This is a genomic window from Streptomyces sp. NPDC053493, assembly GCF_044544825.1.
GTDB lineage: Bacteria > Actinomycetota > Actinomycetes > Streptomycetales > Streptomycetaceae > Streptomyces.
Map to the genome: position 1 here is coordinate 365,679 of NZ_JBITXS010000003.1, position 21,455 is coordinate 387,133.

General features: G+C 73.8%; 23 protein-coding genes. 13 read left to right on the forward strand and 10 right to left on the reverse strand.

What is annotated here, in order from left to right; all coding sequences use genetic code 11:
* The first annotated feature begins 8 nt into the window (after window positions 1-8).
* The 3 genes from ACIGO8_RS11530 (at window position 9) to ACIGO8_RS11540 (ending at window position 4,184) form a co-directional block, all read left to right on the forward strand.
* Complete coding sequence (locus tag ACIGO8_RS11530) at window positions 9-2,501, forward strand: SpoIIE family protein phosphatase (protein ID WP_399727561.1); 2,493 nt, start codon at window positions 9-11, stop codon at window positions 2,499-2,501.
* Between the two features lie 53 nt (window positions 2,502-2,554).
* Window positions 2,555-2,923, forward strand: coding sequence for an STAS domain-containing protein (locus ACIGO8_RS11535; protein WP_399727564.1), 369 nt, complete (start codon window positions 2,555-2,557; stop codon window positions 2,921-2,923).
* Between the two features lie 85 nt (window positions 2,924-3,008).
* On the forward strand, window positions 3,009-4,184 hold the full coding sequence (locus ACIGO8_RS11540; RefSeq protein ID WP_399727566.1) for a PP2C family protein-serine/threonine phosphatase: 1,176 nt from the start codon (window positions 3,009-3,011) through the stop codon (window positions 4,182-4,184).
* A gap of 119 nt (window positions 4,185-4,303) precedes the next feature.
* Here ACIGO8_RS11540 and ACIGO8_RS11545 read toward each other — a convergent pair whose 3' ends face one another.
* Window positions 4,304-4,816 (reverse strand): MarR family transcriptional regulator, encoded by a 513-nt coding sequence (locus ACIGO8_RS11545; RefSeq protein ID WP_399727568.1) that lies wholly within the window; start codon window positions 4,814-4,816, stop codon window positions 4,304-4,306.
* A 107-nt stretch (window positions 4,817-4,923) separates the two neighbouring features.
* Between ACIGO8_RS11545 and ACIGO8_RS11550 the strand changes: the two genes are divergently transcribed.
* Together ACIGO8_RS11550 and ACIGO8_RS11555 are read left to right on the forward strand one after the other, a co-directional pair.
* The gene (locus ACIGO8_RS11550; RefSeq protein WP_399727571.1) at window positions 4,924-6,123 is read left to right on the forward strand and encodes a PP2C family protein-serine/threonine phosphatase; all 1,200 of its coding nucleotides are present in this window, start codon (window positions 4,924-4,926) and stop codon (window positions 6,121-6,123) included.
* Between the two features lie 166 nt (window positions 6,124-6,289).
* Entirely contained in the window at window positions 6,290-6,781 is a 492-nt protein-coding gene (locus ACIGO8_RS11555; RefSeq protein WP_399727573.1) for an ATP-binding protein, read from the forward strand.
* Between the two features lie 30 nt (window positions 6,782-6,811).
* Here ACIGO8_RS11555 and ACIGO8_RS11560 read toward each other — a convergent pair whose 3' ends face one another.
* Window positions 6,812-7,069, reverse strand: coding sequence for a WhiB family transcriptional regulator (locus ACIGO8_RS11560; protein WP_399727576.1), 258 nt, complete (start codon window positions 7,067-7,069; stop codon window positions 6,812-6,814).
* A gap of 131 nt (window positions 7,070-7,200) precedes the next feature.
* On the opposite strand from ACIGO8_RS11560, the gene ACIGO8_RS11565 reads away from it, so the two are divergent.
* The gene (locus ACIGO8_RS11565) at window positions 7,201-8,031 is read left to right on the forward strand and encodes a DUF1206 domain-containing protein (protein ID WP_399727579.1); all 831 of its coding nucleotides are present in this window, start codon (window positions 7,201-7,203) and stop codon (window positions 8,029-8,031) included.
* Between the two features lie 45 nt (window positions 8,032-8,076).
* Here ACIGO8_RS11565 and ACIGO8_RS11570 read toward each other — a convergent pair whose 3' ends face one another.
* Together ACIGO8_RS11570 and ACIGO8_RS11575 are read right to left on the reverse strand one after the other, a co-directional pair.
* Window positions 8,077-8,889 (reverse strand): restriction endonuclease, encoded by an 813-nt coding sequence (locus ACIGO8_RS11570; protein WP_399727582.1) that lies wholly within the window; start codon window positions 8,887-8,889, stop codon window positions 8,077-8,079.
* A 127-nt stretch (window positions 8,890-9,016) separates the two neighbouring features.
* Window positions 9,017-9,190: a CsbD family protein gene (locus ACIGO8_RS11575; RefSeq protein ID WP_399727584.1), complete on the reverse strand. Its 174-nt coding sequence runs from the start codon at window positions 9,188-9,190 to the stop codon at window positions 9,017-9,019.
* 188 nt (window positions 9,191-9,378) lie between these two features.
* On the opposite strand from ACIGO8_RS11575, the gene ACIGO8_RS11580 reads away from it, so the two are divergent.
* The 7 genes from ACIGO8_RS11580 (at window position 9,379) to arr (ending at window position 16,643) form a co-directional block, all read left to right on the forward strand.
* Window positions 9,379-9,786, forward strand: coding sequence for an STAS domain-containing protein (locus tag ACIGO8_RS11580; protein ID WP_399727587.1), 408 nt, complete (start codon window positions 9,379-9,381; stop codon window positions 9,784-9,786).
* Entirely contained in the window at window positions 9,783-11,996 is a 2,214-nt protein-coding gene (locus ACIGO8_RS11585; RefSeq protein ID WP_399727589.1) for a SpoIIE family protein phosphatase, read from the forward strand. Before ACIGO8_RS11580 ends, ACIGO8_RS11585 begins: the two co-directional genes overlap by 4 nt.
* Window positions 11,997-12,141: 145 nt before the next feature.
* Window positions 12,142-13,884, forward strand: coding sequence for a PP2C family protein-serine/threonine phosphatase (locus ACIGO8_RS11590; RefSeq protein ID WP_399727592.1), 1,743 nt, complete (start codon window positions 12,142-12,144; stop codon window positions 13,882-13,884).
* Window positions 13,881-15,002, forward strand: a complete 1,122-nt coding sequence (locus ACIGO8_RS11595) for a B12-binding domain-containing protein (protein WP_399727593.1) — start codon at window positions 13,881-13,883, stop codon at window positions 15,000-15,002. Before ACIGO8_RS11590 ends, ACIGO8_RS11595 begins: the two co-directional genes overlap by 4 nt.
* Window positions 14,999-15,400 (forward strand): STAS domain-containing protein, encoded by a 402-nt coding sequence (locus ACIGO8_RS11600; protein ID WP_399727595.1) that lies wholly within the window; start codon window positions 14,999-15,001, stop codon window positions 15,398-15,400. The genes ACIGO8_RS11595 and ACIGO8_RS11600 overlap by 4 nt, the downstream gene beginning before the upstream one ends.
* Window positions 15,401-15,728: 328 nt before the next feature.
* A complete protein-coding gene (locus tag ACIGO8_RS11605) occupies window positions 15,729-16,094 on the forward strand; it encodes an SsgA family sporulation/cell division regulator (RefSeq protein ID WP_399727599.1) in 366 nt (121 codons plus the stop codon).
* 120 nt (window positions 16,095-16,214) lie between these two features.
* Window positions 16,215-16,643, forward strand: a complete 429-nt coding sequence (gene arr / locus ACIGO8_RS11610) for an NAD(+)--rifampin ADP-ribosyltransferase (protein WP_399727602.1) — start codon at window positions 16,215-16,217, stop codon at window positions 16,641-16,643.
* 94 nt (window positions 16,644-16,737) lie between these two features.
* On the opposite strand, the gene ACIGO8_RS11615 is transcribed toward arr, so the two are convergent.
* The 6 genes from ACIGO8_RS11615 to rpmF all read right to left on the reverse strand — a co-directional run bounded on the left by ACIGO8_RS11615 (window position 16,738) and on the right by rpmF (window position 21,296).
* Window positions 16,738-18,465 (reverse strand): SpoIIE family protein phosphatase, encoded by a 1,728-nt coding sequence (locus tag ACIGO8_RS11615; protein ID WP_399727605.1) that lies wholly within the window; start codon window positions 18,463-18,465, stop codon window positions 16,738-16,740.
* Between the two features lie 130 nt (window positions 18,466-18,595).
* Window positions 18,596-19,018, reverse strand: a complete 423-nt coding sequence (locus tag ACIGO8_RS11620; RefSeq protein ID WP_399727608.1) for an ATP-binding protein — start codon at window positions 19,016-19,018, stop codon at window positions 18,596-18,598.
* A 119-nt stretch (window positions 19,019-19,137) separates the two neighbouring features.
* Window positions 19,138-19,614, reverse strand: a complete 477-nt coding sequence (locus tag ACIGO8_RS11625; protein WP_399727610.1) for a hypothetical protein — start codon at window positions 19,612-19,614, stop codon at window positions 19,138-19,140.
* Window positions 19,615-19,685: 71 nt separating this feature from the next.
* On the reverse strand, window positions 19,686-20,822 hold the full coding sequence (locus ACIGO8_RS11630; RefSeq protein WP_399727613.1) for a PP2C family protein-serine/threonine phosphatase: 1,137 nt from the start codon (window positions 20,820-20,822) through the stop codon (window positions 19,686-19,688).
* A gap of 156 nt (window positions 20,823-20,978) precedes the next feature.
* Window positions 20,979-21,119 carry a hypothetical protein gene (locus ACIGO8_RS11635; RefSeq protein ID WP_399727615.1) on the reverse strand — a complete coding sequence of 47 codons (141 nt, stop codon included), beginning with the start codon at window positions 21,117-21,119 and terminating at the stop codon, window positions 20,979-20,981.
* Window positions 21,120-21,125: 6 nt separating this feature from the next.
* Window positions 21,126-21,296, reverse strand: coding sequence for a 50S ribosomal protein L32 (rpmF, locus tag ACIGO8_RS11640; protein ID WP_399727618.1), 171 nt, complete (start codon window positions 21,294-21,296; stop codon window positions 21,126-21,128).
* Between the last annotated feature and the right edge of the window lie 159 nt (window positions 21,297-21,455).

Genomic DNA, 21,455 nt, shown 5'->3' on the forward strand with positions numbered 1-21,455 from the left:
TCGTCGACGTGAGTGGCCCGCACCTTCGGGCCGGAGACCCGTCCTCCGGCCCCGACGGGGAAGACGCTCCGACGGCCGGGTTGCCCGAACCGGGCCTTCCCGGCCTCGCCCTCGCCGACGGTGAGCCCGTGCCCGGGCCGGACGCCGCCGCGGTCGGCCGGCTGGCCGCGACCGTGGAGCGGCTGCGCGGTGAGGTGCGCGCCGCGCACGCGGCGGCCGAGGGGCGCGCCCTGGTCGAGATCGCCAAGGGCGTCATGGTCGAGCGGCTGGGCTGCGGTCCCGCCCAGGCGGCGCGGCAGCTGGCCCGGCTGGCCGACCAGACCGGGCTCTCGCAGCTGGAGCTGGCCGCCGACATCATCAACCAGGCGGCCCGTGACCGGGTCGCCGAGGTCGCCGGCGCGTTCGTCCGGACGGCCGTCGACGCCCCGGGCGCGCCTGGGGCCTCCGGCGCATCCGACGCCTCCGAATCCTCCGTCGGCGTGCGCCTGAGGCAGGCCGAGAGCGCCGCGCTCAACGCCGACGACACCCAGGCCGTCGCCGAGTCGCTGCTGGCGCACGCCCTCGAACCGCTGGGTGCCGTCGCGGTGGCGATCTGGACCACCGGCCCCGACACCTCGCTGAGCCTGCGTGGCCACGCCGGGTTCGGCGCCGACGAGGCGGCCCGCTGGCACTACGTCCCGCCCGGCGTGACCACCGCGGCCCGGCAGGCGCTCATCGGCCGCCGTACGGTCTGGTTCCCCTCGCTGGCCGTCGCCGGCATCCCCTCCATCGGGCGCGCCCGCCACCCCGAGGGCGGCCGGGTCGTCGTCCCCGCCGGGACCGCCGGCCGTATCCACGGAGTCCTGGAGATCTGCTGGCCCCGCCCGCTGGAGCCCCAGCCCCAGGCCGTGGAACGCCAGATCGAGGCGCTCGCCGAGCTCTGCGCCCACACCCTGGAAGGCCTTCCCGAGCAGGCCGCGCCGACGCTCGCCCTCGTCCGCGCCGGGGACGGGCCGCGGGAGCTGGCCGAGCTCGCCGACGGGCTCCACGATCCCGCCCTCGTCCTGACGCCCCACCTGGACGAGGCGGGCAGGCTGGCCGACTTCCGCATCCGGCACGCCAACGCGCACTTCCAGGACCCGGCCGGCCGGACCCGCAGCGCCGTCGACGGCGCGCTGCTCCTGGAGGCGTATCCGGCGACGGCGGGCGAGAGCGAACTCTTCGAACGGATCGAGCGGGTCTACGCCACCGGCGAGGCCTTCCGCTCCCGGCGGACCCGGCTGACCGCGCTCGTCGACCAGGTGCCGCTGTCCACGCTCGCCGACATCAGCATCAGCCGGCACGGCGACAGCGTCCTGCTCATCTGGCGGGTCGAGGACGAGTCGGCCCGCCTGGCCAGTCTGCTGCAGCACGCACAGCGCCTCGGCCGCATCGGCGCCTTCGAGGAGGACGTCGTGACCGGCGAGATCACCTGGAACGCCCAGCTCTTCGACCTCTTCGGCCGGGAGCCGACCGAACCGCCCGTCTCCCTGCGCGACCTGGCGGCCCACGCCCATCCCGACGACGCCGCCACCATCCGGCGCTTCCTCCAGTCCGTGCTGTACCAGCGGCGGGCCGGCTCCGCCGCCTTCCGCCTGCTGCGCCGGGACGGCGTCACCCGGCACATCCGGGTGATCACCGAACCCACCCTGGGCCCCGACGGCGGGCTCCAGGCGGTGCGGGGCGCCTATCAGGACATATCGGCACAGCACTGGACGGAGGTCGCCCTCACGGCCACCCGTGACCGGCTGGCGGCCACCGAGGAGGAGGCGGCGGAACGCAACCGGCTCACCCTCCAGCTCCAGCACGCCATCATGCCGCCGGCCAAGCCGCCGCTCGACGCCCCAGGGCTCGACGTCGCCGTGCGCTACCGCCCGGCCGAGTCCGAGTCCCTGGTCGGCGGCGACTGGTACGACGCCGTCGTGCTGCCGTCCAAGAAGGTGCTGCTGTGCGTCGGCGACGTCGCCGGCCACGGCGTGGACGCCGCCACCGGCATGGTCGTCCTGCGCAACGCGCTGCGCGGCCTCGCCGTCACCGGCGCCGGCCCCGGCCAGCTGCTGTCCTGGCTGAACGGCGTCGCCCACCATCTGACGGCGCAGGTCACGGCCACCGCGGTGTGCGGCCTCTTCGACCCCGAGACCCGGACGCTGCGCTGGGCCCGGGCGGGACACCTCCCGCCGGTGCTGGTGCGGGGGAGCGAGGCGGAGGACCTGCCGCTGCTGAAGGGACTGCTGCTGGGCGCCCTCGCCGAAGCCGAGTACGAGGAGGCGGAGGTCCGCCTCGCGCCGGAGGACACCGTGCTGATGTACACCGACGGTCTCGTCGAACGGCGGGACACCTCCGTGCACGATTCCATCACCCAGCTGCTGGCCGCCGCCAGGATGCCCGCCGACAGCCTCGAACGACGCCTCGACCTGCTGCTGTCGCGCAGCAAGTCGGACACGGACGACGACACGTGTCTGGTCGGCGTCCACGTGACCTGACTCCCGACCGCCCCGACCCGACACCCGTCCCCCCACCGTGGAAAGCAGGAGACATGTCCGAGCGAGAACTGAACCTCGACGTCGACGTCACGATCCGCGACGCCCGCACGGCAGTGCTGTCCGTGGCCGGTGAGCTCGACATGGAGACGGCCCACCTGCTCGAACAGCAGCTGACGCAACAGCTCCGGCAGGGCCGGCGCCACCTCGTCCTCGACCTGTCCGCGCTGGACTTCATGGACTCGTCGGGACTGAACGTCCTCATCAGGGCGGTCCACAAGGCCCGCGAGACCGGGGGAGACCTGCACCTCGCCGCGCCGACCTCGGCCGTGCGACGCATCCTGGACATCACCGGAGTGGCGACGACGGCCCCACCGCACCCAGGCGTGGCGGAGGCCCTGGCCGCGGCCGCCGGCACGCGGTGACCGGAGCACCGGCACGCGGCGTACGAAGAACAGGCGGGCTCCCGGACGCGGGACCGCGCCCAGGGAGGAAGGAAGCGGAAGGCACGTGGACGAGATCGCCGAGGTCGAGCAGGCGCTCCGCCGGGCAGCTCCGCACCGGCTGGTGAGCGTCGTCGAGGACGCCCTGCGGCGGCACTGCGGCGCCCACCGGGTCGCACTCCGCCTCGCCGACTACGGACTGCGGACCCTCCAGCTCGTCGAGCGGACGGCCGGCGCGGAGCCGTCGGTCCCGATCAACGACAGCCCCCAGGGGCGCGCGTTCGGCGCCCAGGAACCGTACGTCACCCACGGCTCCGGCACGATCCAGGTGCATCTGCCCGTCACCGTCAGGGGAGACCGGCTCGGCGTCCTCACCGTCGAGCTGTCGTCGGGCGCCGACCTCGCCACCCTGCTGCCGGGACTCGCCCAGGTCTGCGAGGCGCTCGGACACGAGATCCTCGTCGCCGAGCGGGACACCGACCTGTACGTCCTGGCCCGCCGGGCCACCCGGCTCACGCTCGCGGCCGAGATGCAGTGGCAGCTTCTGCCCGGCCGCTCCTGCGCCCGCCCCGAGTTCGCCCTCGGCGCCCACCTGGAACCGGCGTACGCGATCTTCGGGGACAACTACGACTGGTCGGTCATGGCCGGACGGCTGACCCTGACCGTCACCAACGGCATGGGCGAGGGCATCGAGGCGGCACTGCTGACGAACCTCGCGATCAACGCGCTGCGCAACGCCCGCCGGGCCGGGCTCGGCCTCGCCGACCAGGCCGCCCTGGCCGACCAGGCCGTGTTCGCGCAGTACCGGGGCAGCGCCTACGTGTCGGTGCTGCTGCTGAGCTTCGACCTGACCACGGGCGAGGTCGAGGCGGTCGACGCCGGCTCGCCGCGGGTGTGGCGGCTGCGCGGCCCGTCCGTCGAGTCCGTCGCCTTCGAGGCCCAGCTGCCCCTCGGCATGTTCGAGGACACCGTCTACGTCCCCCAGCGGTTCGCCGTGCGCCCCGGGGACCGTCTGCTGTTCGGCAGCGACGGGGTGTACGACGCCGTCTCGCCCGACGGGGAGAACTACGGCGACCGCGCGCTGGCGCGGGCCCTCAGCGGGACCCGGCTGCTCCCGCCGACGCACGTGCCCCAGGCCGTGCTGCGCGAGCTCGCCTCCTACCACGGCGACACACCCCTGGACGACGACGCCCTCGTCGTCTGTCTCGACTGGTACGGGCCCTCGTCAACAGTTGCCGTATGACAACTGTATCCTTGAGGCAACACCGGCAGGAGGCCCGGTGGCACGCGTCGAGGACGACCTGAGGGTGGCACATGGGGAGATGGGGTGTGCGGCCGGCCGGAGCCGGCGGCGCGCGGAGGTCAGGCCGAGCTGACGTCCTTCAGCGGCGTGTCAGGGCGTGACGAGGCCGAAGACGTGCCCTCTCCCAGAGCGTCCTGGAACCCCGTGAGACCCCGCAGCAGCGCCTTGCGGCTCGCCGGCGACATCTCCGCGATCACCGCGAGCAGGGCCTCCTCGCGCTGGGCCCTCAGGTCCCGCAGGTACGCCTTGCCCGGCGCCGTCAGGTGCAGCTCCAGCTGCCTCCGGCTGACGGGACTGGGCAGCCGCTGCACGAAGCCGAGCGCCTCCAGCCGGTCGCACATACGGCTCACCGACGGCGGCGCGGACCCGAGCAGCTCACCGAGCGTGCGCAGGCTGATCCCCTCCTCCCGGTCCAGGCTGTACAGCACGCGCAGCTGACTCGCCGACACCGGTGTCGGCGACACCATGTCCCGGCCGCGCTCCCACAGCACCTCCAGGAGCTCGATCAGCTCCCGGGCGGCCTGGACCGTCTGCTGCGGTTCCCGCTGTGCGGAGGCGGGGTCGGTGCTCATGCCTGTCGCCACTCCTCGGGCGTCCGGGGGCGGGTACGCCGGTCTTCCGGCCGGCCGGTCATCTCCACATCTCTCCAGAAGGCGGTACGGATCCGGTGGATCGACACGTGACAGTGGAAAGCGCACTGCGCGGGGCGGCACCACACCTCCTTCTGGACTCCCTCCGTACCAGTCTCGCGCAGCAGTACGCCGCGACCTCGGCGGATCTGCTGCTCGTCGACTACGGGCTCACGTCCCTGCGTCCCGTGGAACCCGTGCAGACGCCTGCCGGAGTGCGGCACGGGCCCGTGGACACCGGGCCCGCCGGTCGCGTCTTCCGCACCCAGCAACCATATCTTTTCCGCGATGACGGGCCGAAGGCGACCGCTTACCTTCCCGTCACCGTCCGCGGCGACCGCTTCGGTGTCCTGGTCGTCGGCCTGCCCGCGGACCGCGCCACGCCGGACACCGCCGAGAGCCTCGGCCGCGTCGCCGAGATGCTCGGCCACGCCCTCCGCGTCGCCGACCGCCACACCGACCTCTACCGTCGCACCCGCAGGACACGCCCACTCGACCTCGCCGGCGAGATGCAGTGGGACAGCCTCCCGGGCCGCGGCTGCACCGGGCCGGCCTTCGACCTGCACGCCTACTGGGAGCCCGCCTACACCTCCGGCGGACACGTCCTCGACTGGAGCGTCGCCGAGGACGAGCTCCAGCTGGTCGTCGCCAACGGCACCGGCCCCGGCACCCCGGCCGCCCTGGTGAGCACCCTCGCCCTCAACGCGATCCGCAACGCCCGGCGGGCCGGACTCGACCTGGTGGGGCAGGCCAGCCTCACCGACCAGGCGCTCTACGGGCAGTACCGCGGGAAGACGCCGCTCGCCGCCCTCCTGCTGAGCGTCGACCTGGCCGGCGGCGGGATCGAGGTGGTCGACGCCGGCTCGCCGACGCTCTGGCGGACACGCGGCAAGGTCACCGAGCGCGTCGAACTCGACCGCCAGCTGCCCCTCGGCATGTTCGAGGACACCGTCTACGCCACCCAGCGGCTGCGCCTGCGGCCCGGCGACCGGGTCGTCTTCGTCGCCTGCGAAGGCGATGCGGCGCCCGGCGCCCAGGCCCCGCCGGCCGCGCCGCACCAGACGCCGGACGTCCGGGTCGCCCGCGCCCTGGCCTCGGCCGGGCACCTGAGCTGCGCCGACACGCCCGAGGCCGTCGTACGGGCGCTGCGGGAGACGCCCGGGGACGTGCCGGACGCCGTCCTCGTCCTCTGCCTCGACTGGCACGGGGCCCGGGCCCTGAAGACGGCACCGGACGGCGGCCGGGCATGAACGCCGGCCCCTCTTTCCCGACCTTTTCTCGACCGGCGGCGGCCTCGCCGACGGCCGAGATACCCAGGACACCTCATGAGGGCGGTGTGGGAACCGGGAAGAGGGGAAAGGCGGAATACGGGCGCCCGGCGCGCCCGCCGAGCCGTGCGAGGGGAGTACCAGGGCGATGAAGGACGCGACGACCGCGGAGTGTGCCAAGCCCCTGCTGTCCGCGAGCGCCGTCTTCGACGACGCGGACCAGGGCGCGATCGCGTCCGCGCGGGACTTCACGGCCGACTTCCTCGCCGCCGCGCCGGCCGTCCGGCCCGGGCCGGTGGCGGACCATCGCGCCGACCTGGCCAGGCTCGTCGTCAGCGAACTGGTGACCAACGCGCTCCGGCACGCACCCGGCCCCTGCCGGCTGCTCCTGGAGCTGCTCGAGGACACCCTGGAGATCTCCGTCTTCGACGGCGCCGCGACCGCTCCCGTACCGCGCGGGCACGACCCGCGCCGGATCGGCCAGCACGGCGTCGAGATCGTCGTCGCCGTCTGCGAGAGCGTGGCCGTGGAGCCGTACGGGAACGGGAAGCGGGTCCGGGCGAGCCTGGCCCTCAAGGCCGCGGACGACGGCCCGGGCACGAGGGACACCGGCGCCCGCGCGGGCGCGGACTCCTCCTGAGCGGAGTCCCGCGGCCCGCGAGGGCCGCTCTCAGGACCTCTCGCCCGCCCTGCGGCGCAAGCGCCGTTGCAGGGAACGGCGTTCGTCCTCGGTGAGACCGCCCCACACACCCGTCACCTGACGGGACCCGTCCATGGCCCAGCCCAGGCACTCCTCGCGCACCGGGCAGGACCGGCAGACCTTCTTGGCCTCCTCGGTCTGGGTGAGGGCGGAAGGGCCGGTTCCCACCGGGAAGAACAGATCGGGGTCGACGTCCTGGCAGGCCGCGTCCGCGCGCCAGCTGTCCATGGGTCCTCCTCGGCTGATTCGGGGGATCGTCTCCGTTCGCGTGACCGCCCTCGGGCACTTGAAACGGGTTCGGCGGGATTCGTCCGGCGCGGACGGGGCACCGGAGGCTCGACCGAGAGGAGCGGGTGGACATGACAGCGGTGAGACCGTACGGGGCGGGAACGGGGCGGACATTGCGCGGCGAGGCCGTACGGGCGGGTGCCCGGGCGGGGTTCGTCGCGCGGGGCGTGCTGTACCTGCTCGTCGGAACACTGGCCGTACGCATCGGGCTGACGGGCAGGGGCGAACAGGCCGACCGGGGAGGGGCCGTGGCGGAGGTGGCCGCCGCCCCGTTCGGCGCCGTCCTCCTCTGGTCCCTCGGGATCGGCCTCGCCGGCATGGCGCTCTGGCGTCTTTCGGAGGCGGTCTTCGGCGCGGCGGGCCCCAAGGGCCACAAGGCGCACAAGCGCCTGCTCTCCGCGGGTCGCGCCGCCTTCTACGCCGGCTCCGCCTTCTTCGTGCTCGCCTTCGCGACGGGCGGGCGGGGGAGCGGCGCGGGCTCGACGGACCGGCAGAGCCGGGACGTGACCCGTCAGCTGCTCGAACTGCCCGGCGGCCGCTGGTGGGTGGGCGCCGTCGCCGCCGGCGTGCTGGGAGCGGGCGTGTGGACGGCGGCCCGGGCCGTCCTGCGGAAGTACCGGGACCATCTGACGTGGGGCCGGCTGACGCCGTACCAGCGGCATCTCATGGACGTGACCGGCGTGGCCGGAGGCATCGGACGCGGCCTGGTGTTCGCCGCGCTCGGCGTCTCCGGCGTCCGGGCGGCGCTGGCGTTCGACCCGGGCGAGGCCAAGGGCATGGACGACGCGATCCGTTCGTTCGCCCACACCCCGGCGGGCCCCTGGCTGCTCGTGGCGGTGGCCGCCGGCCTCGTGCTCTTCGGGCTCTTCTCCTTCGGCCAGGCGAAGTGGCGCGACGTCTGAGCCCGCCCCGGGGCCGGCCGCCGCGGCCGGCCGCCGTGGCCTTCGTCACCCGGCGGCCGCGCCGGGTTCCGCCGCCGGCTCCGGTTCCAGGTCGGGCTCCGCACCCGGTTCCGGTTCCGGCTCCTGTTCCGACGGCAGAAGGGCCCACGGAGCCGGTGATTCCGACGCGGTCCACGCGTCGAGAGCGGGGCCGTCCACACAGACGATCCCGCAGGAAGCCGCGTACTCGAGGGCGGGGACGGTGAACGAAGCGGTCGTCACCAGAACCGCCACATCGGCGTGGTGCACGGTGTAACAGGTGCCGCCGAAGCGCTGGAGGTCCGGCGAGCCGACGCGGTGGTCCTGCGCGTACCGCTTGCACTGGAGCACGACCCGCCTGCCGTCGGCGGTCGTCGCCAGCACGTCCGCGCCCAGATCGCCCGCCCCGCCGACCACCTCCACCGATCCGCAGCCGTCCCGGACACAGAGCGCCGCGACGGTGTGCTCGAACTCGTACGGGTCGGCCCCGAAGTGGTCCAGCGCCTCCCCGTCCACCACCGGCATCCCGGCCGGACCGCGCCCGCCCGTCGGGCCGCTGTCCTCCGCGCGCCCGGACCCGCCGGCCCGCGCGACGTCCTGGCCGGGAGCGCCGGGAGCGCGCCACCGCCGCGCCCCGCCCCGCGCCGGCGCGATGCTCCACCGCGCCATCGCCACCCCGGCGGCGAGCACCAGGAACAGCACGATCAGCACGACGGGCGGATGGACGCCCGCGGCCCGTGCGGTCCTGAGGAACAGCGCCGCTCCGCCGGCGACCGCCCCCACGAGTCCGACGGCGAGCACCACGTCCCGCCCGAGGGCCGCCCGGCCTGCCTTCGCCATGCCCCTCTCCCTGCCACCGCTCGCCGCCATGCGCGGCCCCCTTCCCCGGTTGGAGTACGGCTCGACCGAGGCGCGGTCCCGCCCCCGGAAGCCGGGAGCGGGACCGCGCCGTTCAGCGTGCCGAGGATCAGCTCTCGAAGACGTCCTTCGTCTTCTCCTTGGCCTCGCGCGCGTGACCGCGCGCCTTCTCGGCGCGGCCACGGTCGGTCAGCCGCTCGTCGCCGGTGGCGCGGCCGGCCGACTCCTTCAGCGCGCCCTTGACCTGCTCACCCTTGGCACGGGCCTTCTCACTGCCGGACATGGGGAGATCCTTTCGTGCGAACGACAACGGTCGATGACCCGCCTGACCCCGAACGCGCGGCCGAAACGCCTCCTTCCGCCACCAGTTCGGAGGATTAAGGTCCGCGGACCGGGAGAGAGGGGTGTCGGAGCCGCTCCCTACGATGTGGGCGTACCGACAGGAGTCCGCGCACACGGAGGAAGTCGAAGGTGTTCTCGGTAGAGGTCAGGCAGGAGGCACGGGGCACGGTGATGGCGCTGCGAGGAGAGCTGGACTTCGACAGCGCCGTGCAGTTGGACGAGGCGGGGCACGGCGTGCTGGAGCCCGGCCGGCGGAAGGAGCCCGTCGTCGTCGACATGGCGGGCCTCACCTTCTGCGACTCCAGCGGCATCAGCGCCCTACTGCGGCTGTACCAGCAACTGTCCACGCAGGAAAGGCGACTGCTGCTGGCCGCAGTGCCGAGAACGGTCCTGCGCCTGTTCACGCTCACGGGTCTGGACCAGATCTTCCCGGTGCATCCCGACGCGCACGCGGCCCTCGCCGGCGGACCGCCCGGTCCGCACCCCGCCACCGGCTCCGCACCATCGGCGCAGCAGAACGAGAAAGAGACCGCATGAGGCGCGTACCGGGTCAGCATTCCCACCGGCCCGACGAACGGAGAGCCCCGGGTCCTGCCGTCGTCGACACCGCCGAGGAGGACCTCAGAGCCCTCTTCGGGCAGTCCACGGCCGTCTTCGCGTCCCTCGCCGGACCGGCGCACCGGGTGGAGAGTGCCAACCGGGCGTTCTTCAGCGCGATCGGCGGCCAGGGAAGCGTCCGCACCGGAGTGCCCCTCGGGCAGCTGATGCCCGAACTCGTCGAACAGGGCTTCATCGCCGTCCTCGACCGGGTCTACCGCACGGGCAAGCCCCTCACCGGACGCGACGCCCGGGTCTTCATGGGCGACGGAGCCCGGTCCCGGGAGGCCTTCTTCGACTTCACCTACGAGCCCCGCCTCGACTCCGGCGGCAACGTCACCGGTGTCCGGGTCATCGGCGTGGAGACGACCCAGGTCAAGCAGGTCCAGCGGCTCACCGCGGAACACCGCGCCCTGCTGGAGCAGATCGCCCGTCAGGCGCCGCTGACCGACGTCCTGGACGGCATGGCCCGCGCCATGGAGGAGCTCGCGACCGACGACCTCATGGTCTCCGTGCTGCTCGCCGACCCCGAGGGCCGCCGGCTCTTCCACGGCACGGCCCCCAGCCTGCCCGACTTCTACACCGAGGCCGTCGACGGGATCGCCGTCGGCGAGGGCGTCGGATCCTGCGGCACCGCCGCGCACCGCCGCGCACCAGTGATCGTCGCCGACATCGCGACGGACCCGTTATGGGACGCCTTCCGCGACCTGGCCCGCCGGGCCGGTGTGTCCGCCTGCTGGTCCACGCCCGTCCTCGGCCGCGACGGCACCCTGCTGGGGACCTTCGCCATGTACCACCGCACGCCCAAGGCGCCGCGGGACTCCGACCTGGCCCTCGCCCGGCTCTTCGCCGACACCGCCGCGCTGGCCATCGAGCGGCAGCAGGCCGAGGCCGCCCGCCAGGAGGCCGAGAGCCGAGAGCGGGCGGCCCGCGAGGACCTCGCCTTCCTGCTCCGCGCCAGCACCGCCCTCACCGTCGACCTCGACGCCGTCCAGACCCTGGAACGGCTCGCGGTGTCCTGCTCCCCGCGCCTCGCGCCGCTCTGCGCGGTCGACGTGGTCGAGAACGGGCGCCTGCACCGGATAGCGACGGCCGCTCCGGACGAGGACCGGCGACGCCTCCTCGCCTCGCACATCCCCGTGTACGACGCCGACGACGACGCCGTCGCCCGCGTGCTGGCCACCCGGGTGAGCGAGATCGCACGGCGCACGCCCACGGGACCCGGCCCGTGGCGGGACCTCGGAGTGACCGGCTACCTGTGCGTGCCGCTGCTCGACCGGGGCACCGCCTTCGGCGCCGTGACGCTGCTCTCCACCGAGGAGGACGCCTTCGACGGACACCGCGTCGCCCTCGCCGAGGAGCTCGCCCGGCGCGCCGCCTCGGCCGCCCGCAACGCACGCCAGTACACCCACCGCGTGACGCTCGCCCGCGACCTGCAGGCGGGCCTGCTCATGCCGGAGCTGCCCGACGTGCCCGGCGCGGACGTGGCCACCTCGTACGAGCCCGCCGGTGAAGGGCTCGACATCGGGGGCGACTTCTACGACGTCTTCCCTCTCGACGACGGCCGGTGGGCGTTCCTGCTCGGCGACGTGTGCGGACGCGGCGCCATCGCCGCCACCACCACCGCACTCGTACGTCACACCGCGCGGGCCGTCGCCCCGCTCCTGCCCGGCCCCGAGGAGGTCGTCGCGGCCGTCAACAGGGCCCTCGTCAACCGGCCGGGCAGTCACGGAACCGGCTTCGTCACCCTCGTCTACGGCCGCCTCACGCCCACCGCGCACGGACTGGACATCGAACTGGTCCGGGCCGGCCACACCCTGCCCCTCCGCCTCGACTCCCGCCACACCGCCCACTTCCTCGACGCCTCCGGCTCCCTCCTCGGCATCAGCTCCGACGTGGACGTCGTCACCCGCACCCTCCATCTCGACCCGCACGAAAGCCTGGTGCTCTACACCGACGGCATCACCGAGGCCCGGGACGCCGACGGCGAGCAGTTCGGCGAACGGCGCCTCGCCGACGCCGTCGCGGGCACTCCGCCACGGCCCACGGCCCAGCAGGTCGTGGACGCGCTCACCCGGGCCGTCCACGCGTTCATGGGCCCCCAGGACAACGACGACGACCGTGCGGTCCTCGTGCTCACGGCCACCTGACGAGCGCGGCCCGGCTCGCCCGCCGGGCCGCCCTCTCGTACCGGAATCGGGGGCTCACTTGATGTGTGGCGCGCCCTGCGAGAGGCTGGACATACGAGCTGACGCCGAGTGGGAAGGTGGCGGGCCTCACGAAGCGGCCTCGCATATGACTGTTTTCGAAGAAGAGTCCGGCCGGACCGGGGCCTCGCCCGGGACCGTGAGTACCTCCTGGCTTCGTTCGCCTCACCCGGCCGTGGTGGCCGACCGCGGAGGCGACGTCGTGGAGTTCAACGCCGCGGCGGCCGACCTCTTCCCGCGGATGGACGTCGGTTCGTGTCTGGACGAGGTCGTCCCCGGCTGGCTGGCCGACGCACACCGGCGCCTGGCGCTTCCGGCACCGGCGCGGGACGCGGCCGCCGGACGCGCCGCCCGCGCCGGCAACACCGGCCGCGCCGGCAACACCGCCCACGCCGGGAACGCCGACCGTACGGGAAGTCCCGCGCTGCGAGGGAGCCATGAGGGCCGTCTCCTGCGGGCCCACGCCACCCACTCGCCGCAGGGCGACGTGGCGTGGTGGCTGGTCGACGACTCCGACCTGATAGCGGCCGAGGAGGCCCTGCGGACCGAACGGGAGCGCACCACGCTGCTCGCCGAGGCCTCCACCCAGCTGCTGGCGTCCCTCAACCCGGACCGCTGCCTGGAGAAGGCGGCCCTGCTGGCCCAGACCCACCTCGCCGACGCGGCCATGGTCATCGCGCCTCCCGTGCGCAACCGCTACTGCGTGGTCACCGCGGTGGGCGGGAAGGTCACCCGGCGGCAGGTGGCGATGGACCCCACGGCGGTGCCCGGCCTGGCCGAGGCGCTCCAGGGCTTCCCTCCGGTGCCTGCCCGGTGGATCGATCCTGCGGAACTGCCCGCATGGGCCGTACCCGAGGACTTCGACGCAACGCCCGGGTCCGTCGCCATCACGCCGCTGCCCGGCCACGGTGTGCCCGCGGGCGTGCTGGTCCTGCTGCGGCGCGGCGGCCACATGGCCTTCGACGCGTCGGAGGAGCTCTTCGCCCGGCTGTTCGCCGCCCGCGCCGGCGCCGCGCTGTCGGCCGCCCGCATGTACGCGGAACAGGCACGCGTCACCCGCGCGCTGATCGCCGAACTCCTGCCGCCGCAACTCCACCACGTGCACGGCGTGGACTTCGCCGGCGGCTACCGCACCTCCCAGGACACCGAGCGGATCGGCGGCGACTTCTACGACGTCCACGCCGGCGCCGACGCCGGCCAGGAGTCGCTCGCGGTCCTCGGGGACGTCTGCGGCAAGGGCCTGGACGCCGCGGTGCTCACGGGCCGCATCCGCAGCACCCTCCAGGCGCTGCTGCCCCTCGCGGGCGACCACCAGAAGGTCCTGAAGCTGCTCAACGGCGCGCTCCTGACCTCCCGTCACACTCGCTTCGCCACCCTCGTCCTGGCCTCCGTGCAGCGCTCCGGCAGCCGCGTCCGGGTACGGCTGACCAGCGCCGGCCATCCCGAACCGCTGATCCTGCGCACCACGGGAGAGGTGGAGACGGCCGACACGCGCGGGACCCTGGTGGGCGCGCTCCCCGAGGTCACCTCCCGCTCCGCGACCGTGCATCTGGCGCCCGGCGAGACGTGCCTGCTCTACACGGACGGGATCACGGAGGCCCGGGGCGGGCCGCTCGGGTCGTCCATGTTCGGCGAGCAGCGGCTCCGGTCCGCCCTGGCCGAATGCGTCGGACTGCCCGCCGAGGCCGTCGTCGAGCGCATGCAGATGCTCGCCGGCGACTGGGTGGGCAGCGGCCCGCACGACGACATGGCGGTCGTCGCGATCACCGCCCCGCACACCACCCATCTGACGGCGGTGAACGGCCACACCCGGGGCAGGTACACCGCATGACCACGCGCACGACGACCACGTCCACCGGCCCCGCCGACCTCGCGGGAGCCCGCGCCCGGCTGTGGGCGGCCCTCGAGACCAGGGACGAGGCGGCGGCCGCGCGGACCGTCTTCGACGCCTGCGACGCCGGGGCCACGACGGAGGACGTCCTGCTCGACCTGATCGGGCCCGTCCAGGCCCGGGTCGGCCGGGAATGGGCCGCGGGCCGCCTCAGCGTCGCCCAGGAGCACGCCGTCACGGCCATCCAGGACCGGGTCATCGCCGCCCTCGCGCTGCGGACCCCGCACCCCCGCCCGGTCACGCCGGCCCGCCCGGCGAAGGACGGGGCGCCGCCGCAGCGCGTCACCGTCGCCTGCGTCGACGGCGAATGGCACGCGCTGCCCGCCCGCCTCCTCGCCGAGGTCCTGCGCGGCCGGGGCTTCACCGTCGACTACCTCGGCGCCCAGGTCCCCACCCCGCACCTCATCGCCCACCTGCACCAGAACGGGGCCGACGTCGTCGCGCTCTCCTCGTCGCTTCCCGTCCGTCTGCCCACGGCCCACGCGGCCGTCACCGCCGTCCAGGCGATCGGGCTGCCGGTCCTCGTCGGCGGCGCCGCCTTCGGCCCCGACGGCAGGTACGCCCGCCTGCTCGGCGCCGACGGGTGGGCGCCCGACGCACGGTCCGCCGCCACCCTGCTCGCCGGCGGTCTGCAGCGCCCCGCCGACGTCCCGGCCGATCCCGCACTGCCTCATCTGCTCGACCAGGAGTACACCCTCGTCACCCGCACCCGGGTCCAGCTCACCCGCGACGTCCTCAGCGGACTGGAGGACCGGGTCCCGGCCATGGCCGCGTACACCGACGAGCAGCGCGAGCGCACGGCCGAGGACATCGCCCACGTCGTCGACTTCCTCGCCGCCTCCCTCTACGCCGACGACGCCGAGCTGTTCTCCGGCTTCCTGACCTGGACCGCCGACGTCCTCGAGGCGCGCGGTGTCCCGACCCGCGCCCTGGTCGCCGCCCTCGACGTCCTCGCCGACGTCCAGCGCGACTTCCCGCGCGCCCGGGCCCACCTCGCCGCCGGACGGCGCGCGCTCACCCGTGTCCCCCCGCCCCCGGCCCCCGGATCCCCAGCATGACCACATCCTCCGATCACACCTTCGAACTCGAGGCCGCCACCGGTGCGGACGGCGTCCTGTACGTAGAAGTGGCCGGCGACCTCGCCTGGGACGCCGCCGACGAGCTGCTGGACGTCGCCCGCGCCCATCTGTCGGCGGCCCCGCACGTCTCGGACATACGCGTCGACTGCGCCCGCCTGACCCTGTGCGACTCGATGGGCCTGTCCGTCCTGCTCGCCCTCCACCGGGACACCGCCGCGGCGGGCGTACGCCTGTGCCTGGAACGCAGACCCGCCGTCCTCGACCGGCTGCTGCTGCTCACCGGCACCTACGAACACCTGACCGGGCAGCCGGAGTCGGCCGGCCCCGACGGACCCACACCCACCGACGAGGCGGACCCACGGCTGCCGCGCCGCTGACCGGCCGCGCGGGCCGGTCCGACGGTCTCGGCACGGGCCTCGGCGCCGACCCCTCGGGCCGGCCGGGCGGACGGGCCCGGCAGCCTCGGGCCTCGGCCCCGGCCCCGGGCGGACCGGCCCGGCAGCCTCGGGCCCCGGTCCCGACCTCGGTCTTCACAGGATCCCGACAGGATCGACACCAGAGTCTCACGATCGCCGTGTGTGGCCGAGGCGTCACGGGTTAGCCGGACAGCGCACCCGTCCGTCATGCCCCGAAGCCGGAGGCCCCGTGCACCAGCCCCCCGTCGCACCGTTGCCCGCACCACGGACCTTGACCCGGGACCTGCCCATGGAACTGCTCGCTCCGGACACCACCGCCCGGATCGACACCACCGTCAGCTACATGTCCCGCGACCCGCACGCCCTGAGCGTCACCTTCCATCTCGTGGATCCCGCGCCCGTCGTCTGGCGCCTGGACCGGGAGATGATCCTCACCGGATCGCTCGCCCCCACCGGCACCGGCGAGGTCCACCTGCGCCCCACGGAGGACGGCAAGCTGCTCCTGCGGCTCGGCCCGGCCGGGGACAGCGCCACGGTCCGCTGCGACCGGGAGGACCTCCGCCGGCTCGTGCACGACACCTTCGTCCTGGTGCCGCAGGGCACGGAGGAACACCACATCGACTGGCGGCCCCTGCTCGACTGCCTCGGCCGCTGAAGCGCGCCTTCGTGGAGCCGTTCCGTACGAGCCACCGCCGGGCTGCCCCCGGCGCGTGGCAGGATCTGCATCGGCCACGTCCCGCGGCTTCGGGCCGCCCGACCTCACGCGGAGGACTCCATGACCGGTGAACCCGTTCCCTTCCAGGTGTACGAGGCGGGGACCTACCTGCACGGCACCAAGGCGGTCCTCGCCGCCGGCGACCTCCTCGTGCCCGGCAACGCGTCCAACTTCGAGGAGGGACGGGTCTCCCGCCACGTCTACTTCTCCGAGACCCTGGACGCCGCCGCCTGGGGCGCCGAGCTCGCCGCCGGCGACGGCCCCGGGCGGATCTACGTGGTGGAACCGACCGGCGAGGTGGAGGACGACCCGAACGTCACCGACAAGAAGTTCCCCGGCAACCCCACCCGCTCCTACCGCTCGCGCGAGCCCGTCCGCGTCGTGGCCGAACTCGAAGGCTGGACCGGGCACTCGCCCGAGCAGATCCAGGCCATGCGCGAGGGACTCGCCGAGCTGCGCCGCCGCGGCGCCGCCACCATCCTGGACTGAGCCGACTCCCCGCGGACGGACCGCCGGCCGGTCACGCAGCGGCGTGACGGATTGCCAGGAGGTCCGGGCCGTCCGGAAGGAGGCGCTCGCCCGGTCAGGGAGTCCCGGCGTGACGGATCGCCAGCAGGGCGACGTCGTCGTCGTTGTCCGGCGGACGTGCGCGGGCGAGGAGTTCGTCGGTGAAGGACTCCAACGGGCGGTGCGCCAGACAGGCGGCGTGACGGCTGAGACGGTTCAGGCCCTCGTCCAGGCTGCCGCTCGGCGACTCGATCAGACCGTCGGTGTAGAGCAGCAGGGTCGAGCCGGGCGGGATGTCGGTCCTCGCGTCCGGCCGCTCCCGCTCGGGCGCGACGCCGAGGAGGATCCCGTGCCCCTCGGTCAGGTAGCGTGTGACGCCCTCATGGGTGACCAGGAGCGGTGGCGGGTGACCCGCGTTCGTCCACCACAGCTCGCAGCGGCCGTCCCGCAGTGTCATGCGGGCGAAGACCAGGGTGGCCAGGGTGACCTCGGCGACGTCCAGGACGGCCCGGTCGAGCCACTCGACGATCTTGCTGGGCGGTTTCCGCTGGGACAGCGCGTAGGCGCGCAGCATGTTGCGCAACTGCGCCATACCGGCCGCCGCGTCCAGGTCGTGGCCGACGACGTCGCCGACGGCCAGGGCGGTCGCCCCGTCGGTCAGGGTGAACGCGTCGTACCAGTCGCCGCCCACCTGGGAGGCGTCCGGCGCGGGCAGGTAGCGGGCGGTCATGGTGTGACTCGGGGTGTACGGCAGCTTCGGCAGCAGGTGGCGCTGCATGGTCTCGGCGACCTTGCGCTGCCGCTCGTAGAGGCGCGCGTTCTCCAGGGCGAAGCTGGCGCGGCGGGCGATGTCCTCCAGGAGGGCGAAGTCGCCCGTGGTGAAGCGGTCGGGCTGCTCGGCGCGGCCCAGGGTGAGGGCGCCCATGACCTCGTGCAGACTCCGCAGCGGCACCACGATCGCCGCGTGCATGCCGGTCTCCTCGAACAGACGCCGCTGTTCGACGGCGACGCCCGAGTCGGGCGGCCCCTGATACGTCTCGGGCCCGGCGAACGAGGACGCCACACCGCGCAGGGCGCGCGACAGGGGCATCGACGACGCCTGCGGCACGGGCGGCATCGGCCCCTGGAGGTCCTCCCGGAAGACGACGCCGTCCGCCTCGGCGTGGGCGACGGCGAAGCGCCACACCTCGTCGCGTTCGCCGATCAGGTCGATCACCGCCCAGTCGGCGAGGCGGGGCACGGCCAGGCCGATCAGGCGGCGCAGCGCCTCGTGGATGTCGAGCGTGGAGGTGAGCACCGTGGTCGTCTCCGCGAGCAGGGTGAGCCGCTCCAGTTCGGAGAGCCGGGTGCCGGCGAGGGACTGCCGGGCCGGGCGGCCGGCGGCCCCGCCCGCGTGGGACCCGTTCGCGTGGGATGTGTCCGCATGGGACCCGCCCGCGTGGAAGAGGACGAGCGTGGTCCTTGCGCGGGCGTCGCCCTGCCACGGAGTGGCCAGCCAGGACACCGGAAGCAGGGTTCCGTCGCCGCGCTCGAGCCACTCGCCCTCGCCCTGCTCGGTGACCCCGTCGAGCCAGCTCCGCCGCAGCCGGCACAGCGTCCGCGGCATCGGCTCGCCCGAGGGGGTCCGGTGCAGCAGGTCGTGCGCGTGACGGCCGAGCAGCCGGTCGGCGGGCCTGCCGAGCAGGTTCACGCCCTGCCGGTTCACGGCGAGGATCAGCCCCTGGTCGTCCGCCAGGTACGCACCGGAGCCGATCCGGTCGAGGGTGCTGGTCACGGTGTCCAGCCCGTCGCCCGCGTCCGTCATGGACCGCGCCTCCCGTCGTAGGGCCCTCCTGGCCCGGCGGGTGCCCGCTGCGCCGCGGATGATGCCCGCGACCGCCCAGGACCGCCCGCGACCGCCCGCCCGCCGGCCCGGAGGCGTCCGAGGGTCGTCCTCAGGTCGGCCTGTCGGACGGTCGGGGACGGAAGCAGGCGGTGACGTCCTTGCCCCGGGGACAGGGCCGGGTCTCCCACTCGTCGGCCAGCGCGCCGATGAGCAGCAGACCGCGCCCTCCGAGCGCCTCGTCGTCCGGACGCCGCGGCTCGGGCACGTACGGCGACGCGTCGTGCACGGTCACGTGCAGGCACTCCTCGTCCCAGGTGAGGATGAGCTGCGCGTCGCTGTGCGCGTGGACGTGAGCGTTGGTGACCATCTCGGAGACGGTCAGGACGACGGCGTCCACCAGGTCCGGTGCCGTCCGGTCCCAGCCGAGCGCCGCCAGGTGCTCCCGGGTCCAGTTCCGCGCCGTCTTCACGGTGCTGCTGAGCGGGAGCGAGCGCGCCCATCCGACGGCTCTCAGCGAGGGATCCCGTGCCATGTCTCTCCTTCGAACGACCACATCGCACGTTCCGTGTGCCCCGGATCGCCGGAAGAACCCGCTTTCCTCCGCCCACGCGCCGCTGCCTCACGACCGCCTTCCGGCCGGCGGGTACGACGTCACTGCTGGCGGCGGGTCAGGTGCATGTGCCAGTTGGTGAGCCAGGTCCGGCCCTCGTCCACCGAGAACGCCTGCTCCCAACGAGCGGTCGTCTCGCCGATCTCCGACCAGATGAAACGGACCCTCACCGGGCGGCCGTCGTGCTCGTCGTCGCCGTGGAAGACGCCGGTGCCGTCGGCCTGGAAGCGTCCGGTGACGGGAGGGAAGAGAGTGCCGCTGCGCTTGCTGGCCCAGTACAGCGACCAGGCGTCGGCGGCGGGGTCGTACAGCCGGAGCGTCAGGCCGGCGAAGCCCTTGGTCGGGAAATCGATCTCGTCGAAGCTCGCACGCCCGTCGAAGTGGGCGGACGCGCGGGTGATGCCCGGGAACTCCTCCCATCGGCCCTCTCCGTCGGCCGGGTCGAGGAAGTCCTTGCGCCAGCGGTTGGCGACGTCGTAGGTGCCGGTCAGGAACGCGAATGCGGTGCTGTGGTCCATGAACCGAACGCTACGAGTGCTTCACTGACACCTTCTGTCAGTGAAGTGCGCCGCGTTCGGTCCCGGACGGGTCAGCCCGGTGCCTCGCCGGACGCCAGGCGGCGGACGGCGACGACGGCCGCGTCGTCGCCGAGATGTCCGTGGACGTGCGCCAGCAGGTCGGCCTGGAGGCGGCGCAGCAGTTCGTCGGGGTCGTCCGTGGTCCACCGCCGCGCGCGTTCGGCGAAGGGATAGAAGCGTCCGTCGGTGTCGCGTGCCTCGATGACGCCGTCGGTGTAGAGGAGCAGCAGGTCGCCGGCCTCGAAAGGAAAGGTCTGGACGTCGTAGTCGGCGATGCCGAAGACTCCGCCGAGTCCGATCGGGAGATGGCTCGCCTCGGCCACGAGCGGGACGATCCGGTCTCCGCGAAGGACCAGCGGCGGTGGGTGACCGCAGCTGATGAGGTGGACCACGGGATCGTGGTCGGGGATGTCGAGCAGCACGGCGGTGGCGAAGTCCTCGACGGTGTCCTGCTCCGTCCCCGGCCGCCACTGGCCGCAGTCCCAGCGGAACGCGGCGTCCAAGTGGATGGCGAGACGGGGCAGGGTGGCCTGCCGATGGGCCGCTGCTCGGAAGGCGCCGAGCAGCAGGGCCGTGTTGTTGATGGCGCCCAGGCCGCTGCCGCGGACGTCGCCGATGAGGAGCCGGGTGCTGTGATGGTCGGTGCGGGCGGCCGCGTAGAGGTCTCCGCCCAGGTCGGCCTCCTCCTCCGCGGGCAGGTAGAGGCCGGCGATCCGCAGCGGGCCGGCACGGGCGGGCAGGGGCCGCAGCAGCACGCTCTGCGCAGCCTCGGCCACCGACCGCACCCGGTGCAGCTGCCGCTCGCGTCGGCCCCGCACCACACAGAGGGCGACACAGACGGCCGAGACGACGATCAGCGCGATGATCTGGGCCTGGATGTTGGCGGTCGCCCAGACCCCTCTGAGCACGGCGATCACCACCTGCGCCGCTACCGCGAGAGCTCCCATCAGCGCCGTCATGCGGGCGCCGGCGAACGCCACGGTGATCGCGGGCGCCGCCACGAGCAGGGGACCGAGGTGGATGTGCGGCGGAGCGAGCACGTCCACCACGCACACCGTCACGATCAGCCCGAGCGGGATCACCAGCAGCGCGGGTGCGTGCCCCGCCCGCCAGGAACGCCGGACGTCCAACCATGAGGGAAGGTCCATGCTCCAAGCCTTCCACCCTCCTGCGCGAGAGGGAGGTCGCAGCCGGTACAGCCGCACCCGACTCGGGCTGCTCATCACCCCGGCCGCGACCGTCCACCTGCGCCGCTACCGCTGGCTGCGACCACCGTCCGGCCCGGAGTATGCCGGGCAGGTGCTTTAGGCCGCCTGCTCGTGCTCGCAGGCGTCCTCGATGCCGTAGATCTCCCACGCCGGGAAGTCGTCGTCGGCGGGGACGGTCTCGCCCGGCACCAGCAGACAGGCTTCCAGCGCCGCCCGCAGGGCCTCGACGCGCGTCATGACGGCTCAGCCCTCCGGCCGGATCAGGCCGCGCTCGTACGCCTTCACCAGGCGCTGCGGGACCTGGTGAACGACGCCGTCCACGGTGACCCGCACCAGCTGCGGCGTGCTCGCCTTCCACTGGGCGCGGCGGTGACGGGTGTTGCTACGGGACATCTTCCGCTTGGGGACGGCCATCGTGAGACTCCTCGGTCCGGTTCCTGACGCTGGGACGCTATATGAAAATGGATCCCATTATCAATCTGAGGGTCGAGGGGGGAGGGTCCGTCAGGACTCTATCGGAAATGAAAATCGTTCCCATGTAATGTGTGGCGGGCGTGGCCCTCACTGGCCGCC

What these genes read in the sequence shown, in the direction of transcription:
- ACIGO8_RS11555 (WP_399727573.1), top strand. Translation starts at nt 6,290, where the DNA reads ATGAAGGACGCGACGACCGCGGAGTGTGCCAAGCCCCTGCTGTCCGCG.
- ACIGO8_RS11605 (WP_399727599.1), top strand. Translation starts at nt 15,729, where the DNA reads ATGGAACTGCTCGCTCCGGACACCACCGCCCGGATCGACACCACCGTC.
- ACIGO8_RS11570 (WP_399727582.1), bottom strand. Translation starts at nt 8,889, where the DNA reads ATGGCGAAGGCAGGCCGGGCGGCCCTCGGGCGGGACGTGGTGCTCGCC.
- rpmF (WP_399727618.1), bottom strand. Translation starts at nt 21,296, where the DNA reads ATGGCCGTCCCCAAGCGGAAGATGTCCCGTAGCAACACCCGTCACCGC.
- ACIGO8_RS11620 (WP_399727608.1), bottom strand. Translation starts at nt 19,018, where the DNA reads ATGGCACGGGATCCCTCGCTGAGAGCCGTCGGATGGGCGCGCTCGCTC.
- ACIGO8_RS11590 (WP_399727592.1), top strand. Translation starts at nt 12,142, where the DNA reads ATGACTGTTTTCGAAGAAGAGTCCGGCCGGACCGGGGCCTCGCCCGGG.
- ACIGO8_RS11625 (WP_399727610.1), bottom strand. Translation starts at nt 19,614, where the DNA reads ATGGACCACAGCACCGCATTCGCGTTCCTGACCGGCACCTACGACGTC.
- ACIGO8_RS11545 (WP_399727568.1), bottom strand. Translation starts at nt 4,816, where the DNA reads ATGAGCACCGACCCCGCCTCCGCACAGCGGGAACCGCAGCAGACGGTC.
- ACIGO8_RS11630 (WP_399727613.1), bottom strand. Translation starts at nt 20,822, where the DNA reads ATGGACCTTCCCTCATGGTTGGACGTCCGGCGTTCCTGGCGGGCGGGG.
- ACIGO8_RS11585 (WP_399727589.1), top strand. Translation starts at nt 9,783, where the DNA reads ATGAGGCGCGTACCGGGTCAGCATTCCCACCGGCCCGACGAACGGAGA.
- ACIGO8_RS11535 (WP_399727564.1), top strand. Translation starts at nt 2,555, where the DNA reads ATGTCCGAGCGAGAACTGAACCTCGACGTCGACGTCACGATCCGCGAC.
- ACIGO8_RS11595 (WP_399727593.1), top strand. Translation starts at nt 13,881, where the DNA reads ATGACCACGCGCACGACGACCACGTCCACCGGCCCCGCCGACCTCGCG.
- ACIGO8_RS11575 (WP_399727584.1), bottom strand. Translation starts at nt 9,190, where the DNA reads ATGTCCGGCAGTGAGAAGGCCCGTGCCAAGGGTGAGCAGGTCAAGGGC.
- ACIGO8_RS11565 (WP_399727579.1), top strand. Translation starts at nt 7,201, where the DNA reads ATGACAGCGGTGAGACCGTACGGGGCGGGAACGGGGCGGACATTGCGC.
- ACIGO8_RS11635 (WP_399727615.1), bottom strand. Translation starts at nt 21,119, where the DNA reads ATGACGCGCGTCGAGGCCCTGCGGGCGGCGCTGGAAGCCTGTCTGCTG.
- arr (WP_399727602.1), top strand. Translation starts at nt 16,215, where the DNA reads ATGACCGGTGAACCCGTTCCCTTCCAGGTGTACGAGGCGGGGACCTAC.
- ACIGO8_RS11615 (WP_399727605.1), bottom strand. Translation starts at nt 18,465, where the DNA reads ATGACGGACGCGGGCGACGGGCTGGACACCGTGACCAGCACCCTCGAC.
- ACIGO8_RS11600 (WP_399727595.1), top strand. Translation starts at nt 14,999, where the DNA reads ATGACCACATCCTCCGATCACACCTTCGAACTCGAGGCCGCCACCGGT.
- ACIGO8_RS11560 (WP_399727576.1), bottom strand. Translation starts at nt 7,069, where the DNA reads ATGGACAGCTGGCGCGCGGACGCGGCCTGCCAGGACGTCGACCCCGAT.